A 13858-nucleotide genomic window follows, 5' to 3' on the forward strand; every position below is an offset into this window, starting at 1 on the left:
CCCCCACCCCGCTTCCGCGTAGCGCTGCACACCTGCCGGGCCCGTTGCGCGCGGGTGAAGAGCACCGTCGCTTCCAGGTCCAGGTCCACCCGAGGCTTCGCTGCCGGCAGGGGCCTCGGTGCGGGAGCGACCTCCGCCCCCCGGGCCTCGTGGATCTCCGCGAAGGTGTCCCCATACGCCACGAGGTAGTGCCGCCCGTCCACCTGCACGAGCGCGAGGCCACAGCGCTGCGAAAGCCCCGTCCGGGAGACGATGCTCAGGGGCTCCACGCGGGGCGCTCTCGCGTCCCCGGTTCCTCCTCCCTTGCGGAACAGCACCCAGCCCAACCCCGCCAATGCCATTGAGCCCACCAGCAGGCGCGAGGTACCGACCCACGACAACCCACCCAGCGGCGCGAGCGTCGCCAGTCCTACGAGCAGCGCCGCCGCACAGAGCAGCCGGCCGCGCGGAGAGAACGAGGACACGAGGGCGTTCATCGGCGCACTCACGGCAACAACGCCAGGATGCGGGCGCCCACCTCGCCCTCGATATCCACCAGCTCCGCACGCGCGACCACGCGGTCGCCCACGCGCAGCAACACGGGGCTGCTCGCGTTGACGTGCAACGGCAGCAACGTGCCCGGCTTCAGCGCCGCCAGCTCCGACAGGGGCAGCAGCACCCGCGTCAGCTCGATCTCCACGTCCACCGGAAGCGGGGGCATGGCCTCGCTCCGCTTGTTCGTCACCGCCATGTCCGACTCCTGTCGGGCCGCGTGCGAGCGCACGCTTCCCGTTGAAAAACCGTCCGCGAGAAACTCCCCTCCGAGCACGAACCCCCGTGCGATCAACTGGCCCCTTCCCAGGAGGCAACCGTCCCGGAGACGCACGCCCTCGAAGAGCACGACGTCTCCCCGGGACAGCGCGTCCACCGCGGAGGGCTGCAACGGACTGCGCCCCACGAGACAGCGCGCCGGCACGGACGCCGCCAGCACCTGCGGTGCGACGTCCGCTCCTGGCTCCACGGGCAGCTCCTGGAAGGCGGTCTGCACGGCGCGAGCGGGCAGCAGCACCCGACCTCCTGCCTTCACTCCCTCCACGGACAGGGACAGCGCCACCGCAACGTAGGGCTGGCGCGTGTCCACCCGCGTGAGCACGTCACTCCGCCGCATCGTCACCGCGGACAGCCGGGGTCCCAGCCTCCGCACCCATGCTCCATGCCCACGCATCGCAGCCAGGGCCGACAGCAGCAGGTACACCAGCGTGGACTCTTCCAGCCGCGTGAGCTCCGCCACCGGCCCCGGACGCAGCCCCGTCCCCGCCAGCCGCGCCAACGCCGCGAAGACCAGCGGCACCTCCAGCTCCACGATGGCGGTCCCCCCCACCGCCGACAGCTCCACCAGCGCGAACACCACCCCCAGCGCCAGCTCCCGCTCCGGCTGGACCGCCGCGTCCACCAGGTGGCCCTCCACTTCGACGGCGGCCCCCACGTCCCGCGCCAACGCCGCGCCCACGTCGTGCAGCACCTCCGCGCCCCACCGCGCCACCTGGGGCCGCTGTCCCAGCAACAGGTGGGCTCGCGTCAGTCGGCGCGCACCCAACCGGTACGGGCGCGCGGGCTTCTTCGCGGGGCTGGGGGTGGACCTGCCAGGACTCGTTTCCATCCGGGACTCCAGGCTGCAAGGGGACACACGCCTCCTGTGCACGGACACGGCCAGGGCCCGGCCCGTGGAATCAGGGTGTTGGCGCGAGGTCGACGTCCGGTATCGGGATGCGGCGTGTCCGGTTCGGGATGGCGTTCCCCGAACCGGTGCACTTCAGCGCGTGGCTTCGCGGATGCACCGCTCCGCCAGGGCGACCAGGACCGGTGCTGATTCCGCGACCGGGGCCTCTGCCTCCAGGTGGGGGAAGCGGCTGCGGTGGTACGGCGGAAGCCGCTGGAAGACCTCCCGGCGCAGCGCTTCGGGGGCCACGTCCAGGAAGGCGCTCAGCCGGTTCGCGGCGTCCGCGCGCTCACCGAACTCCACCGCCACCTTCGCCTGCCGCTGGGCCGAAGGCATGGCGACGAACCGCTCCAGGTGGCGCAGCGGCCTGCCCGCTTCCGCGTCCATCAGTCCCTCCAACAGCTCCGAGGCGCGCTCCCTCGCCAGGACGCAGACGACCAGCGCGATGCGCTCCAGAGGCAGGGACAACGCGGGCAACGTGACGTCCACCACCGTCGCCGGAGGCACCTCCTTCCGGGCCGGCAGGAGCTTCCGGGCCAGGCGCATCGCCCGGCCTACGCGCGTGGCTTCCATGGCACCCATCTCCCTCTCAGGCCAGCTTGCGGGCGGAGGCCGGTGTCACCACCGGTCGAGCGGGCGTCGGCGCGGCAGGAGCCACCACCGGCGGCTTCTCCGCCAGCACCCGGTAGTGCTTCCATCGAAGCGTGGCCCAGACGAGCGCACCGGACAGTCCGGTCACCAGCACGCCCAGCAGCGCGAGCAACACCCGCAGCCGCAACGGCACCGTTCCCCCGGGGGGCGACGGAGCCTCCACCCGCGTCGTCACCTCGTCCACCAGCAGCGACACCGCTTCTGGCGCCAGGCCTTCCACGCCTCCCGCGATGAGCTCCCGCAGCGTGTCCGAGGACTTGCGCACGCGCGCCGCGCCGCCCGGGACCGTGCGCAGCATGGCCGAAGCCTTCGACGGCGTTTGCGGCTGGCCCGGCCTCGGCGGTGTCGGCACCACCAGGTGCACCCGCGCCAGCAGCACCCCGTCCACCGTCTGGAGCGTCTTCTCCAGCTCCCGCTCCATCACCCGGACGCGGCAGAGCTGCTCCTCCAGCGGAGAGCGCACGAGGCCGCTGCCTCCGAACACGTCGCATCCGGATTCCGCAGCGAGCCGGGGCAGCCCAAGCTCCGCCAGGATGCGCACCGCGTCCGAGGACTGCGCGTCCGTCACCTCGATGGCCCAGGTGGGTTTCTTGCCCGACTCGGGCACCTTGCGCGCGTCGAGCCCCCGCTCGACGAGCACCGTCTGCAGCTCGTTGGCCTGACGCTCGTCGAGCCCGTGCTGGATGCGCTCCCGGCACGCCGAAACGCCCAGGAGCAGGAGGAAGAAGAGACAGCGGAAGGGAGCGGAACGCATGGGAACGGGAACTCCTCAAACCTGGGTCTGGAGGACCTGCTTGACGCCGCCAGTGGCCTTCTCGACGACCTTGCCGGCGAGATCGAGCTCCTGGCTGGCGCGGTAGACGTGGGCCTGGAGCGCGAGCAACTCCGTGGGGCTGAACGTGCGGCCGGACTCGGCGAGCTTCAGGATGTGATCCAACCGCTGCTGCGCCTGCCCCACCCGGTCCAGCACCTCCACCACCTGCTGGCCCCGCGCCGCTTGCACCGAGTCCACGCGCGCGCCCGGTGCCACCTCCGCGCAGCCTGCCCTCGCCTTCTCCACTCCCTCCGCTCGCGCCGGACCGGCGGTCGCCTCGGCGGGCGTCCGCACTGGACGCGGCGGACCCTCCGTCGTCACCGGCACGCCGCGCGGCCCCGAACCGGGCGCGCTCACGCCCTCCAGCACCTTGCCGAACGTCTCCCTCCCGGACTCCACCGCGGGCGAAGGGCCCGCGCCGCCCACTGCTCCCAGCTTGTCGATGGCCATCGCGGACGCGCCTCAGCGGATGTTGTTGATGGCGGCCTTCGCCGAGTCGTGCCGGACCTTCATGATGTTGGAGATGGCGTTGTGCTCACGGCTCTCCTTCTGCATCTCGTTCTGGAGCGTGAGGTACGCCACGTTGAACTTCTGGCCCTCCGCGTTCATCAGCCGCTGCGCCTCCATCAGGTCCCAGGCGTCCCCCTGCCCCGTCGTCGCTCCCGCCGTCGTCCCCGTGGCGGTGGCGTGCGTCGACATCGTGGAGGTGGTCGCGCCGGCAGCGGACGCGCCTCCTGTCGCGGAGGCGGTCAGCGCCAGGGGAGAAGGCACCGCGGCGGACACCGCGCCGCGCAGGCCGGCCACCGCCGCGCTGGAGATGACGCCCGCGGGCAGCATGCCGCCCACGAGCCCGGCCCCGGTGCGCACCACCTCGCGCGCTGCTCGCGCGAACGTGGGGCCGAAGTCCGTCTGCGGTGTCTGGCGCGGAACGGTCTGGGCGATGCTCAACGAGGAGATGCGACGGTCTGGATCCACGGGGTGCCTCCGGCAGCGATTCGCCGGGGTTGCCTTCCACCGCCCATGCCAGGACCCAACTGCTTGAAACCACTCGGGTCCTGACGTCCGCACCGTCCCGGGAGCCCTCCGGCGCGCGGGCTCCGGGTCCGCGACGCGGGACGGCGGGCAGAAGCCGGAAAACTTGCCTCCTCGCCAACCTGCATCAGAGTTGTCGCGTCCTGTCGCACCCGAAGGCGAGCATTCCGATGATGACCCCCACTGGCGGACCCCGAACGACCGAGCGCTACCACCCGCGCGTCGAAGCCCGGCTCCAGGTCAAGGTGCTCCTGTCGGGCCGCACCGTGCAGGCGCAGGCCCGCGACATCTCCATGAATGGCCTGTTCCTCCAGGCCCACCCTGCCGACTCGCAGCGCGCGCTCACCATCGCGCTGCCGCTGCCGGGTGACCACGAGCTCGTCACGATGTGCACCATCCGCCGCCGGGAAGTGGACGGCGTGGCGCTGGAGTTCGGCGAGCTGGACTGGGACGACCTCATCGCCCTCGCCCGCTTCCTCCACCCGCACCTGCCCTGAGCGTCAGTCCGCGGGGGGCCGCGCCGCGCGCAGCCGCTCCACCAGGTCCATCAGCTCCGCGCCACGGAAGGGCTTGTGGATATAGCCGTCCGCGCCCGCCTGCGTCGCGCTCGCCACGTCCGCCTTCTTCGCCTTCGCGGTGAGCATGTAGATGGGCACCCCGGCGGTGGCCGGGTCGCTCTTCAGGATGCGGCACACGGAGATGCCATCCAACTGGGGCAGCACCACGTCCATCAGGATGAGGTGGAAGGTGCCGCCGCGGGCCAGCTTCAGGCCCTCCAGCCCATGCGCCGCGCACACCACGTCCACCGCGCCGTCGCTCAGCATGGAGCGCACCAACTCGCGGATGACGGGCTCGTCCTCGACGAGCAGGATGTGGAAGGGTGCCTGGGCGTTGCCAGCCATGGTTCCTCGCGGCCCCTCGTAGGACATTGCCCCGTCGACGTCCAGCGGAGCCACGCCAGGACGCCCCCCCCTCTGTACGAAAGCGGGCCACAACCGGTTTGCCGGACAGCCCCGGAGGCCAGGGTCCGGCCTGCCCCGCCTAGATTTCGGCCACGCCGTCGCGCTCGGCCCAGCCCTCCAGGCCGTTGGGCAGGCGGATGCGGACGTACTTCCCGGTCTCCTCCAGGAGCTGCACCTTCAGGCCGGCGTGCACCTCGAAGAGGGAGCGGGCCTCGGAGCGGGGCAGCTCCCTCGCCACGAGCGTGGGGGACAGCACCACTGCCTCATGGATGTTCTGGTGCACCCAGATGTGCGCCCCCAGGAGGAGCCCTGCTGGCACCGCCGCCGTGAGGCACAGGCCCGCCACCACCGCCACCACCGTGCGCCGGGCGGAGGGGAACACGCGCCGCAGGAGCAGCAGGGCGAACCCCAGAAGCCATGCGGCCAGGAACACCCAGGCCGCCGCCGCGCCGTCGGTCGCTGCCGCCAGTCTTGGCAGGAAGGCCTCGTCCGGGGTGGAGCCCACCACCTTGTCCACCTGCCGCGCACGCGCCAGCGCCAGGTTGGCCTCCAGGTCCTCCGAGCGCCCGCCCTGCTTCCGGGCCTGCTCCAGCGCCAGCACCGCGCGGCCCAGGTCGCCCCGGGCCAGGTGCGTGGTGCCCAGGTTGTAGAGCACGTCCGGCCCGCCGAAGCCGTGCGCGATGAGCTTCTCGTAGCTCGCCTGCGCGGTGGGGTAGTCCTCGCGCACGTAGGCGTCGTTGGCCTGCTGGAAGACGGCCTGCGCTTCCTCGGCGGTGTAGTAGCCCTGGGTCGCCGCGTCGCTCATCCGCCCCAGCCTTCCATCACCGCCGCCGCCGTCGCCAGCACCTTGCGCCGCTCACCCGGCTCCACCCCACCGCCGTAGCGGCCCAGGTCGCACGCCTCCAGCACGAAGAGCACGCGGGTGCGCGCTTCCTCGCCCACGCCCGACGCCGCCAGCTTCGCCCCGAGCGCCTCGCGCGTCAGTCCCCCCACAGGCGTCCCGAGCTGCGCCTCCAGGAAGCCCACCATCGCCTTCTCCACCTCCACGTAGAAGGCCCCCGCGTCCGCGCCCGCCTTGAGCTTCTCCGCCTCCGCCAGCCGCTTGCGCGCGGCCTTCGCCTGCTGACGCCCCCGGCCCGCCTGCGAACGCGTGGCCAGCCGGCCGCGCATGCCGCCGATGACCGCCACGCCCGCCAGCAGCCCCAGCGGCGCGAGCACGCCCACCACGAAGAAGGGGCGCATCCACACCGGCTGCGACGGCCCCACGAAGTGCGCCGAATTGCGCACCGGGCGCAGGCCTCCCGCGGTGAGCACGTTCTTCTGCTCGTTGGCCGCGTCCGCCACCTGCGCGGGCGTCATCGACGAGGGCAGCGAGGACACGCCTCCCGCGCCCGCCTCCACGGTGACCGTCACCGGGTCGGTGCGCGCCACGTCGTACTGGCGGCGCGTAGGGTCGAAGAAGGGGAACTCCAACGTGGGCAGCGTGAAGGTGCCCGTGCGCTGCGGCATCACCAGGTACTCCACCACGCGGCGGCCCTGGATGCGGTTGCGGTTGGGCGTGAGCTTGTCCGTCGTGGAGGGCTCATAGATCTTCAGCGCGGCGGGGCCGGTGAGCTTCGGTGGGGTGACGTTCTTCACGTTGCCCACGCCCTCCAGGATGACCTTCACCGTGATGGGCTGCCCCAGTTCCACGCGCGTCTGCGACACGTCCAGCGACAGCCGCCACGAGCCCACGTTCGCGTTGGAGATGTTCGGGGGCGCGCCGGGCGGCAGCGGCCGCACCTTCACCTTCAAGCCGTTGGAGACGCGGTGCACGCGGTGGCCCGCGAAGAGGAAGCCCGTGGTGATGTCCGCCTCGGCCGGGGTGATGGCCAGCGTGCCGGACTTCACCGGGAACAGCGCGCGGCGGCGCAGCAGGTAGGCGCGGTACGGGATGCCGTCCACCACCTTCTGCTCGCCCGTGAGCTGCGTGGGGCTCTCCACCTCCTCCGTCCAGAAGCCCTCCAGCTTGGGCATGGTGACGGCGTCCACGCTGGACAGGTCCACGCGTGAGTAGATGTAGAGCGACAGCGTCGCCTGCTCGCCCACGTAGAGGTCGTCCCGGTCCAGGCTCGCGCGCAGGAACAGGTCCGAGTCCCCGCGCGGAATCACCGGCTCGTCGTCCTGCACGTCGGGTTCGTCCCCGAACGGATCCGGCATGTTGCGGAAGTTGCGGAACGGATCCGGCAACCCGGGCCGGCCGCCCTGCTGCGCCTGGGGCGCGTTGCCCACGCGGCCCTCGCGCGCCGTCATGGGGATGGAGTCGGTGCGCAGCGTGCGGCCGCCCACGTTGAGCGTCGCGGGCGGGATGGTGAACCGGCCCGCGCGCACGGCGCGCAGCATCAGCACGTGGCGCGTGACGTCCTGGATGACGGCGGGGCCACCGCCGGACAGCGAGATGGAGCGCTGGCTGCCGCGCGACGAGGACAGCACCTCGAAGTCGTCGGACTCGGGCAGGCGCACCTGGGCGTTGGACGGCGCGTCCACCACCACCACGGTGAGCGTGAAGGTGTCGGTGGTGCCCACCTCGTTGCGGTCCACCGTCTGGTAGAACTCGATGTCCGCCGCCCACGCCGGCGCCGTGGCCAGGAGGGCGAGCACGGCGAGCAGCGCCGTGCGACCGCTACCAGTCCTTCTCATTGGGCTTCCTCGGCTTCTTCTTCTGCTGGAAACGCCAGAGCTGGAGATTCTTCTCGTTCTGCTTCATCGCATCCAGCAGGCGCTCGGCCTCCTGCCGGTCGACGTCTCCCGGAGACACGCCGCCATCGCGCGGCTCCCGCTCCGTCTCCTCGTCACCCTCGCTGCCGCCGTCCGTGCCGCCATCCTTGGCGTCGCCGTCGCCCTCATCCTGGCCACCGTCAGCGCCGCCATCCGCCCCGCCGTCGCCCTTCTGGTTGGGGTCCTGCTTCCCACCATCCGAGCCGCCATCCGCCCCGCCATCACCGGGCCCGGCATCCCCGCCGCCGCCATCCGCGCCGCCGTCCGCACCACCGTCGGTGCCTCCGTCCGCACCGCCGTCGGCGCCGCCATCCGCACCGCCGTCCGTGCCGGCATCCTCCGGCGAGCCTCCATCGCCCTTCTTGCCGCCGTCCTCGCCGCCATCCGGACGCCCGCCGTCGTCGCCGCCGTCCTGGCCCCCATCGGTGCCACCATCGGGCTGGCTCTGGGGCGGCGGCAGGTCGCGCAGCACGACCTCATAGTTGTGCCGGGCCTGCGGATCCGTCGGATCCAACGTAAGCGCCCGCCGGTAGGACTTGAGTGCTTCCGCGCGGTCGCCCGCCGTGGCCGCGAGGTTGCCCAGGTTGTACCAACTCTTCTGGGTCAGGTCGGGCTGGCGCGAGGACTCCGCCACCTGCTTGAAGGCTTCACGCGCTTCGGCCGCGCGGCCCAGCTTCGCCAGCGCGTCCGCGCGGTTGAACTCCACCGCGGGGTCGTTCGGCCGCTCCTTCTTCGCAGCCTCGAAGTCGCGCAGCGCGTCCTCGTAGCGGCCCGCCGCGTAGGCCTCGCGCCCGCGCTGCACCAGCGGGTGGTCCTTCTCCAGCGGCCCCACCGCCCACGCGGGCCCCGGCAGCGCCAGCAGACCCGCGAGCCCCACCGCCACCGTGCGCGCCGCGCGCCGTCGCATCGAACGCGCGCTCATGCGGGCCTCCGACGCGAGGGCAGCAGCATCATGCCCAGCACCAGCAGCGCGAGCCCGGGGATGGCGAACGCCTGGAAGCGCTCGTCGTAGCGGACCGTCACGCGGCTCTCCAGCTCGCTCTTCTGCATCTGGTCGATGCGCTCCACCACCTGCCCCATCGCCACGCCGTTGGGCTGGTAGAAGAAGGCGCCCCCTGTCGCGTCCGCGATGGCCGTGAGGCCTCCGCGGTCCAGGCGGGTGATGACCGTGTCGCCGTTGCCGTCCTTCTTGTAGTCCACGAACTCGCCGCGCCGGTCGTAGACGGGGATGGGCTCACCGGACTCGGAGCCCACGCCCACCGCGAGCACCTGCACGTGCGCGTCCTTGAGCGCGTCCGTGGCCTCGCGCACCTCGCCCGTGAGGTCCTCGCCGTCCGACAGCAGCACCACCACGCGCTCCTTGGAGCCGCGGTCCGCGTTGTCCAGCACCTGCTTGGCCAGCTTCAGCGCCGCGCCCACGTTGGTGCCGCCCTGGGGCATCATGTCCGGATCCACCGCGCGCAGGAACAGCTTCACCGCCGAGTAGTCCGACGTGAGCGGCGACTGCACGAACGCGTCCCCGGCGAACACCACCAGGCCCGCGCGGTCGCCCTTCAATTCATCCAGCAGCGTGTTCAGCTCCAGCCGCGCGCGGTCCAACCGGCTGGGCTGCACGTCGCGCGCGAGCATCGACTTGGAGGCGTCCAGCGCCACCACCACGTCGATGCCCCGGCGCTTGGTCAGCTCGCTCTTCGTGCCGCACTGGGGCTGCGCGAGCGCGAGCCCGAAGAGCATCAACCCCAGCCCATACAGGCCGCCCTGCAGCGCCGGGCGCCACACGGACACACCGGGCGCGAGCGTCGCCACGTGCCGCTCCGCGATGAGCGCCGACAGCCGCGTCCTGCGGCCCAGCGCCTTCAGCAGCGCGAGCACGCCGAGCAGGATGCCCACCAGGAACAGCCCCAGGAACAGCGGCTGCGCCAGGCCCACCTGATAGCCCAGCAGCGTGAAGCGCCATGCGTCCAACGTCGGCGTCATGGGAACACCCGCAGGAAGGTGGCGCGCAGCAGCAGCTCCAGCGCCGCGAGCCCGAAGGCCGCGAGCAGGAACGGGTGGAAGTTCTCCCGGTACGTGGCGCTGGCGCCGCCCTCCATCAGCTTCGAGCGCTCCAGCGAGTCCAGCACCTTCTGCAGGCCCTGGCGCAGCCCCTCCGGGTCGGTGGCGCGGTAGTACTCGCCGCCGGTGCGGTCCGCGATGTCCTGCATCAGCTCCGGGTTGATGGGGATCTCCGTCTCGCGCCACACGGTGTTGCCGAACAGGTCCGTGCCCTGCGGGAAGGGCACCTTGCCGCCCTTGCCCACGAGGATGGTGTAGATGGGGATGTGCAGCGACGCGGCCATGTTCGCCGCGTCCAGCGGGGAGATTTTACCCGCGTTGTTGTCGCCGTCGGTGATGAGCACCACCACGCGGCTCTTCGCCTCCGAGTCGCGCAGGCGGTTGAGCGAGGTGGCGATGGCGTCACCAATCGCGGTGCCGTCCTCCAGCACGCGGGTGCGCAGCTGCTTGAGCACTTCCTTGAGGACGCCGTAGTCCAGCGTCAGCGGCGACTGCGTGTACGCGGCGCCGGAGAACACCACGAGTCCCAGGCGGTCGTTCACGCGGCCGGTGATGAAGTCCGACAGCACTTCCTTCGCCACGTTGAGGCGGTCCTTCGGACGGAAGTCGCCGGCCTCCATGGAGGTGGACAGGTCCAACGCGATGACGATGTCGATGCCCTCCACCGACAGGTCGCGCACGCGCGAGTCCCGCGACTGCGGCCGCGCGATGGCCACCACCGCCGCCACCACCGCCGCCGCGCGCAGGAAGGGCAACAGCGGCAGCAGGTACGTGCGCAGCCCGCGCCCTCCCTTCGCGAAGACGTGCGCGGCGGAGAAGCGCAGCGTGGCGCGGCGGCGGCGCTCCCAGAAGGCAAGCACGAGCAGCAGCGGCGCCAGCAGCAGGGCCCAGAGCGCCTCCGGGTTATTGAACGCGAGGTCCGGAGGCATCAGGCTTGGGGGGCGGAGGGGGGACGTACGTCTTGGCCAGCAGGTCGTAGCCGAAGGCCAGCGACTGCGCGCAGGACTCGGGGGAGGCGTCCGCGCGGGCGTACTTCACCAGGTCCGACTCGGAGATGAAGCGCATCAGCGCGTCCTCCGGCAGGCCCGGCGTGGGCAGCCTTCGCAGGGTGGTCATCAGTTCGAACGAGGTGCACTCCAGGGCCTCGAAGCCGTAGCGCTCGCCCAGGTAGCCGCGCACGATCTCGGAGAGGCGGATGTAGAAGTCCTTCACGAGCCCCCGGCCGGGCAGGTTCTCGCGCTTGAGCGCGTCCAGCGACTGGCGCACTCGCACGTCCAGCGGCAGCACCGGGACGACCTTCTCGCGCTTCGGCCGCCGCTGCCACCAGCGCACCAGCGCCCACGCGAGCAGCCCCACCGCCAGCGCCACCGCCAGCGCGTAGAGCAGCGTCCACGAACGGATGGGCACTGCCTGGGGCGGCTGGTAGTCGAACAGCTCCGCGCCCTGCCCGTTCGCGTCCGGCGGCAGCGAGGACGCGACCGTCACCGACCTGCCCTTGAGCACGAAGCGCCGGGGCCCGTCCGGCGTCGCCACGTCGAAGGCGAGGTCGGGCAACTTCACGTCCCCCAGCTCGAACGCGGAGAAGCGCAGGCCGAACGTCGTCGTCGCGTCGCTGGCGCCGTCCTGCCGCTGGCGCGTCTGCTGGAGCAGCTCCACGGCGCTCTCACCCGTGGGCGCCACCAGCTCGTAGCGCTGATCCTTCGGGTGCGTGAGCGTCACCACGTACTGGAACGGCTCGCCGATGCGGACCTCTTCCGGCTCCACCCGCGCGGACGCTCCCGTGGGGCTCACCGATTCCAGGACCACCGGGGCCTTGGGCGCGGGGGCCTGGGCGTGCGCCACCGGGACGCTGGCGAACAACACGGCCGCGAGGACGAGGGCGCGCCTCATGCCGCCATCCTCCGGGCTCTCGCGCGGAAGAACTGCGCCAGCGCCTTGCCGTGGTCGTCGCCCGCGCGCAGCTCCACGTGATCCAACTCCAGCTTGCGGAACAGCTTGCGGCGCTCGTCGCGCTGGGCCTGCATGGCGCGCGAGAACCGGCCGCGCACGGCGGAGGAGCTGGTGTCCACGACGAAGCGCTCCCCCGTCTCCGGGTCCTCCATCTCCACGAGCCCGTGGCGCGGGAAGGCCTGCTCCAGCGGATCCTCGATGACCACGGGCACGAGGTCGTGCTTGCGGCCCACGAGGCGCAGCGGCTTCTCGTAGCCCTTCGCGAGGAAGTCCGACACGAGGAACGTCACGGCCTTCCGCTTCGACACCTGCGTCAGGTACGTGAGCCCGGACGCCAGGTCCGTGCCCTTCCCCTTCGGCTTGAAGGTGAGGATGTCGCTCACGAGCCGCAGCACGTGCGTGCGCCCCTTGCGCGGCGGGACGACCTTCTCCACGCGGTCCGAGAAGAGGATGAGCCCCACGCGGTCGTTGTTGGCGATGGCGCTGAAGGCGATCTGCGCGGCGACCTCCGCGGCGACTTCGGCCTTGGTGCGCTCGCGCGAGCCGAACTCGTTGGAGGCGGACACGTCCACCAGGAGCATCACCGTGAGCTCGCGCTCCTCGGTGAAGACCTTGATGAAGGCCTCGTTCATGCGCGCGGTGACGTTCCAGTCGATGAAGCGGATCTCGTCACCGGGCTGGTACTGCCGCACCTCGGAGAAGGCCATGCCGCGGCCCTTGAACACCGAGTGGTACTGGCCGGCGAGCATGTCGGAGACCACCTTGCGGGTGCGGATCTCCAGCTTGCGGATGCGGCGGATGAGGTCCTTGGGCAGCACTTGGGCGGGCTCGGGCGGCGGCGGGCCGTCAGGGGACTTCCACGCGGTCGAAGACGCGCTGGATGATCTTCTCCTGGGTGAGCTCTTCGGCCTCGGCCTCGTACGTCATCGCGATGCGGTGGCGGAGCACGTCGAAGGCAATGGCCTTCACGTCCTCCGGGGTGACGAAGCCGCGGTGGCGCAGGAACGCATGCGCGCGCGCGGCCTGCGCCAGGGCGATGGTGGCGCGCGGCGAGGCGCCGAACTGGATGTAGTCCGCCAGGTCCTTGAGGCCGTAACGCGCGGGCTCGCGCGTGGCGAACACCACGTTGAGGATGTACTCCTTCACCTTCTCGTCCATGTAGATGGCGTGGACGAGCTCGCGCGCGCGCACCAGGTGCTCCAGCGCGATGACCTTCTGGGCCTTGGGAGAGGTGCCGCCGGACATCCGGTCCATGATGACCTTCTCTTCATCACGGGTCGGGTAGCCCACCTTCACCTTGAGCATGAAGCGGTCCACCTGGGCCTCGGGCAGGGGGTAGGTGCCCTCCTGCTCGATGGGGTTCTGGGTGGCCAGCACGAGGAAGGGCGAGGGCAGCCCGAAGGTCTGGTCGCCGATGGTGACCTGGCGCTCGGCCATGGCCTCCAGGAGGGCGGACTGGACCTTGGCGGGGGCGCGGTTGATTTCGTCCGCGAGGACGATGTTCGCGAAGATGGGCCCCTTGCGGACGGTGAACGCGGCCGTCTGCTGGTTGTAGATCATCGTGCCGACCAGGTCCGCCGGCAGCAGGTCCGGCGTGAACTGCACGCGCATGAAGGTGGCGCTCAGCGAATCCGCCACGGTGCGCACGGTCAGCGTCTTGGCGAGGCCGGGCACGCCCTCCAACAGGACGTGGCCGTTGCACAACAGGCCGATGAGGATGCGTTCGAGCATGTACCGCTGCCCGACGATGACCTTGCCGGTCTCCTGGTTGAGGACCTCGACGAAGCTGCTTTCCTGCTGCACGCGTTCGGTGAGCGCGCGAATGTCGGTGTTCATGTCCCCTCTGTCGGCCTGGGCGGCGGGCAGCCTAGGGTTCCCGGGCGTCCGGCTCAACACCGCTGAGGTCCGGACATTCCGCCAAAGCGCCCCGTCCCGTAA

General features: G+C 71.4%; 16 protein-coding genes. 1 reads left to right on the top strand and 15 read right to left on the bottom strand.

Annotated features, from left to right (window positions below):
- From D7V97_RS28005 to D7V97_RS28030, 6 genes are all read right to left on the bottom strand, one after another.
- The coding region (locus D7V97_RS28005) for a flagellar biosynthetic protein FliO (RefSeq protein ID WP_199728967.1) at positions 1 to 476 on the bottom strand (476 nt) is incomplete at its 3' end.
- A gap of 8 nt (positions 477 to 484) precedes the next feature.
- The gene (locus D7V97_RS28010; RefSeq protein ID WP_120613699.1) at positions 485 to 1639 is read right to left on the bottom strand and encodes a FliM/FliN family flagellar motor switch protein; all 1155 of its coding nucleotides are present in this window, start codon (positions 1637 to 1639) and stop codon (positions 485 to 487) included.
- 153 nt (positions 1640 to 1792) lie between these two features.
- Positions 1793 to 2272: a hypothetical protein gene (locus D7V97_RS28015; RefSeq protein WP_120613712.1), complete on the bottom strand. Its 480-nt coding sequence runs from the start codon at positions 2270 to 2272 to the stop codon at positions 1793 to 1795.
- A gap of 16 nt (positions 2273 to 2288) precedes the next feature.
- Positions 2289 to 3104, bottom strand: coding sequence for a flagellar M-ring protein FliF (locus D7V97_RS28020; protein ID WP_120613700.1), 816 nt, complete (start codon positions 3102 to 3104; stop codon positions 2289 to 2291).
- Between the two features lie 15 nt (positions 3105 to 3119).
- Entirely contained in the window at positions 3120 to 3614 is a 495-nt protein-coding gene (locus D7V97_RS28025) for an ATP-dependent helicase HrpB (protein WP_120613701.1), read from the bottom strand.
- A gap of 12 nt (positions 3615 to 3626) precedes the next feature.
- On the bottom strand, positions 3627 to 4139 hold the full coding sequence (locus tag D7V97_RS28030) for a hypothetical protein (protein WP_120613702.1): 513 nt from the start codon (positions 4137 to 4139) through the stop codon (positions 3627 to 3629).
- Between the two features lie 227 nt (positions 4140 to 4366).
- Between D7V97_RS28030 and D7V97_RS28035 the strand changes: the two genes are divergently transcribed.
- Positions 4367 to 4693: a PilZ domain-containing protein gene (locus D7V97_RS28035; protein ID WP_120613703.1), complete on the top strand. Its 327-nt coding sequence runs from the start codon at positions 4367 to 4369 to the stop codon at positions 4691 to 4693.
- A gap of 3 nt (positions 4694 to 4696) precedes the next feature.
- Here the strand turns inward: D7V97_RS28035 and D7V97_RS28040 are convergent, their stop codons facing one another.
- The 9 genes from D7V97_RS28040 to D7V97_RS28080 form a co-directional block, all read right to left on the bottom strand.
- A complete protein-coding gene (locus tag D7V97_RS28040) occupies positions 4697 to 5098 on the bottom strand; it encodes a response regulator (protein ID WP_120613713.1) in 402 nt (133 codons plus the stop codon).
- Positions 5099 to 5237: 139 nt separating this feature from the next.
- The gene (locus D7V97_RS28045) at positions 5238 to 5963 is read right to left on the bottom strand and encodes an SH3 domain-containing protein (RefSeq protein WP_120613704.1); all 726 of its coding nucleotides are present in this window, start codon (positions 5961 to 5963) and stop codon (positions 5238 to 5240) included.
- Positions 5960 to 7837, bottom strand: a complete 1878-nt coding sequence (locus tag D7V97_RS28050) for a BatD family protein (protein ID WP_120613705.1) — start codon at positions 7835 to 7837, stop codon at positions 5960 to 5962. The genes D7V97_RS28045 and D7V97_RS28050 overlap by 4 nt, the downstream gene beginning before the upstream one ends.
- On the bottom strand, positions 7821 to 8837 hold the full coding sequence (locus D7V97_RS28055) for a tetratricopeptide repeat protein (protein WP_120613706.1): 1017 nt from the start codon (positions 8835 to 8837) through the stop codon (positions 7821 to 7823). The genes D7V97_RS28050 and D7V97_RS28055 overlap by 17 nt, the downstream gene beginning before the upstream one ends.
- Positions 8834 to 9892, bottom strand: a complete 1059-nt coding sequence (locus tag D7V97_RS28060) for a VWA domain-containing protein (protein ID WP_120613707.1) — start codon at positions 9890 to 9892, stop codon at positions 8834 to 8836. Before D7V97_RS28060 ends, D7V97_RS28055 begins: the two co-directional genes overlap by 4 nt.
- Complete coding sequence (locus D7V97_RS28065; protein WP_120613708.1) at positions 9889 to 10899, bottom strand: VWA domain-containing protein; 1011 nt, start codon at positions 10897 to 10899, stop codon at positions 9889 to 9891. Before D7V97_RS28065 ends, D7V97_RS28060 begins: the two co-directional genes overlap by 4 nt.
- Positions 10874 to 11860: a hypothetical protein gene (locus D7V97_RS28070; RefSeq protein ID WP_120613709.1), complete on the bottom strand. Its 987-nt coding sequence runs from the start codon at positions 11858 to 11860 to the stop codon at positions 10874 to 10876. The genes D7V97_RS28065 and D7V97_RS28070 overlap by 26 nt, the downstream gene beginning before the upstream one ends.
- Complete coding sequence (locus tag D7V97_RS28075) at positions 11857 to 12738, bottom strand: DUF58 domain-containing protein (RefSeq protein ID WP_120613710.1); 882 nt, start codon at positions 12736 to 12738, stop codon at positions 11857 to 11859. Before D7V97_RS28075 ends, D7V97_RS28070 begins: the two co-directional genes overlap by 4 nt.
- Positions 12739 to 12766: 28 nt before the next feature.
- A complete protein-coding gene (locus D7V97_RS28080; RefSeq protein WP_120613711.1) occupies positions 12767 to 13756 on the bottom strand; it encodes a MoxR family ATPase in 990 nt (329 codons plus the stop codon).
- Positions 13757 to 13858 lie beyond the last annotated feature (102 nt).

Source organism: Corallococcus sp. CA053C, from assembly GCF_003611675.1.
GTDB lineage: Bacteria > Myxococcota > Myxococcia > Myxococcales > Myxococcaceae > Corallococcus.

Excerpts from the sequence above, each read along its gene's own strand:
- D7V97_RS28020 (WP_120613700.1), bottom strand. The coding sequence starts at position 3,104 with ATGCGTTCCGCTCCCTTCCGCTGTCTCTTCTTCCTCCTGCTCCTGGGC.
- D7V97_RS28010 (WP_120613699.1), bottom strand. The coding sequence starts at position 1,639 with ATGGAAACGAGTCCTGGCAGGTCCACCCCCAGCCCCGCGAAGAAGCCC.
- D7V97_RS28015 (WP_120613712.1), bottom strand. The coding sequence starts at position 2,272 with ATGGAAGCCACGCGCGTAGGCCGGGCGATGCGCCTGGCCCGGAAGCTC.
- D7V97_RS28055 (WP_120613706.1), bottom strand. The coding sequence starts at position 8,837 with ATGAGCGCGCGTTCGATGCGACGGCGCGCGGCGCGCACGGTGGCGGTG.
- D7V97_RS28050 (WP_120613705.1), bottom strand. The coding sequence starts at position 7,837 with ATGAGAAGGACTGGTAGCGGTCGCACGGCGCTGCTCGCCGTGCTCGCC.
- D7V97_RS28045 (WP_120613704.1), bottom strand. The coding sequence starts at position 5,963 with ATGAGCGACGCGGCGACCCAGGGCTACTACACCGCCGAGGAAGCGCAG.
- D7V97_RS28025 (WP_120613701.1), bottom strand. The coding sequence starts at position 3,614 with ATGGCCATCGACAAGCTGGGAGCAGTGGGCGGCGCGGGCCCTTCGCCC.
- D7V97_RS28070 (WP_120613709.1), bottom strand. The coding sequence starts at position 11,860 with ATGAGGCGCGCCCTCGTCCTCGCGGCCGTGTTGTTCGCCAGCGTCCCG.
- D7V97_RS28035 (WP_120613703.1), top strand. The coding sequence starts at position 4,367 with ATGATGACCCCCACTGGCGGACCCCGAACGACCGAGCGCTACCACCCG.
- D7V97_RS28065 (WP_120613708.1), bottom strand. The coding sequence starts at position 10,899 with ATGCCTCCGGACCTCGCGTTCAATAACCCGGAGGCGCTCTGGGCCCTG.
- D7V97_RS28040 (WP_120613713.1), bottom strand. The coding sequence starts at position 5,098 with ATGGCTGGCAACGCCCAGGCACCCTTCCACATCCTGCTCGTCGAGGAC.
- D7V97_RS28080 (WP_120613711.1), bottom strand. The coding sequence starts at position 13,756 with ATGAACACCGACATTCGCGCGCTCACCGAACGCGTGCAGCAGGAAAGC.
- D7V97_RS28060 (WP_120613707.1), bottom strand. The coding sequence starts at position 9,892 with ATGACGCCGACGTTGGACGCATGGCGCTTCACGCTGCTGGGCTATCAG.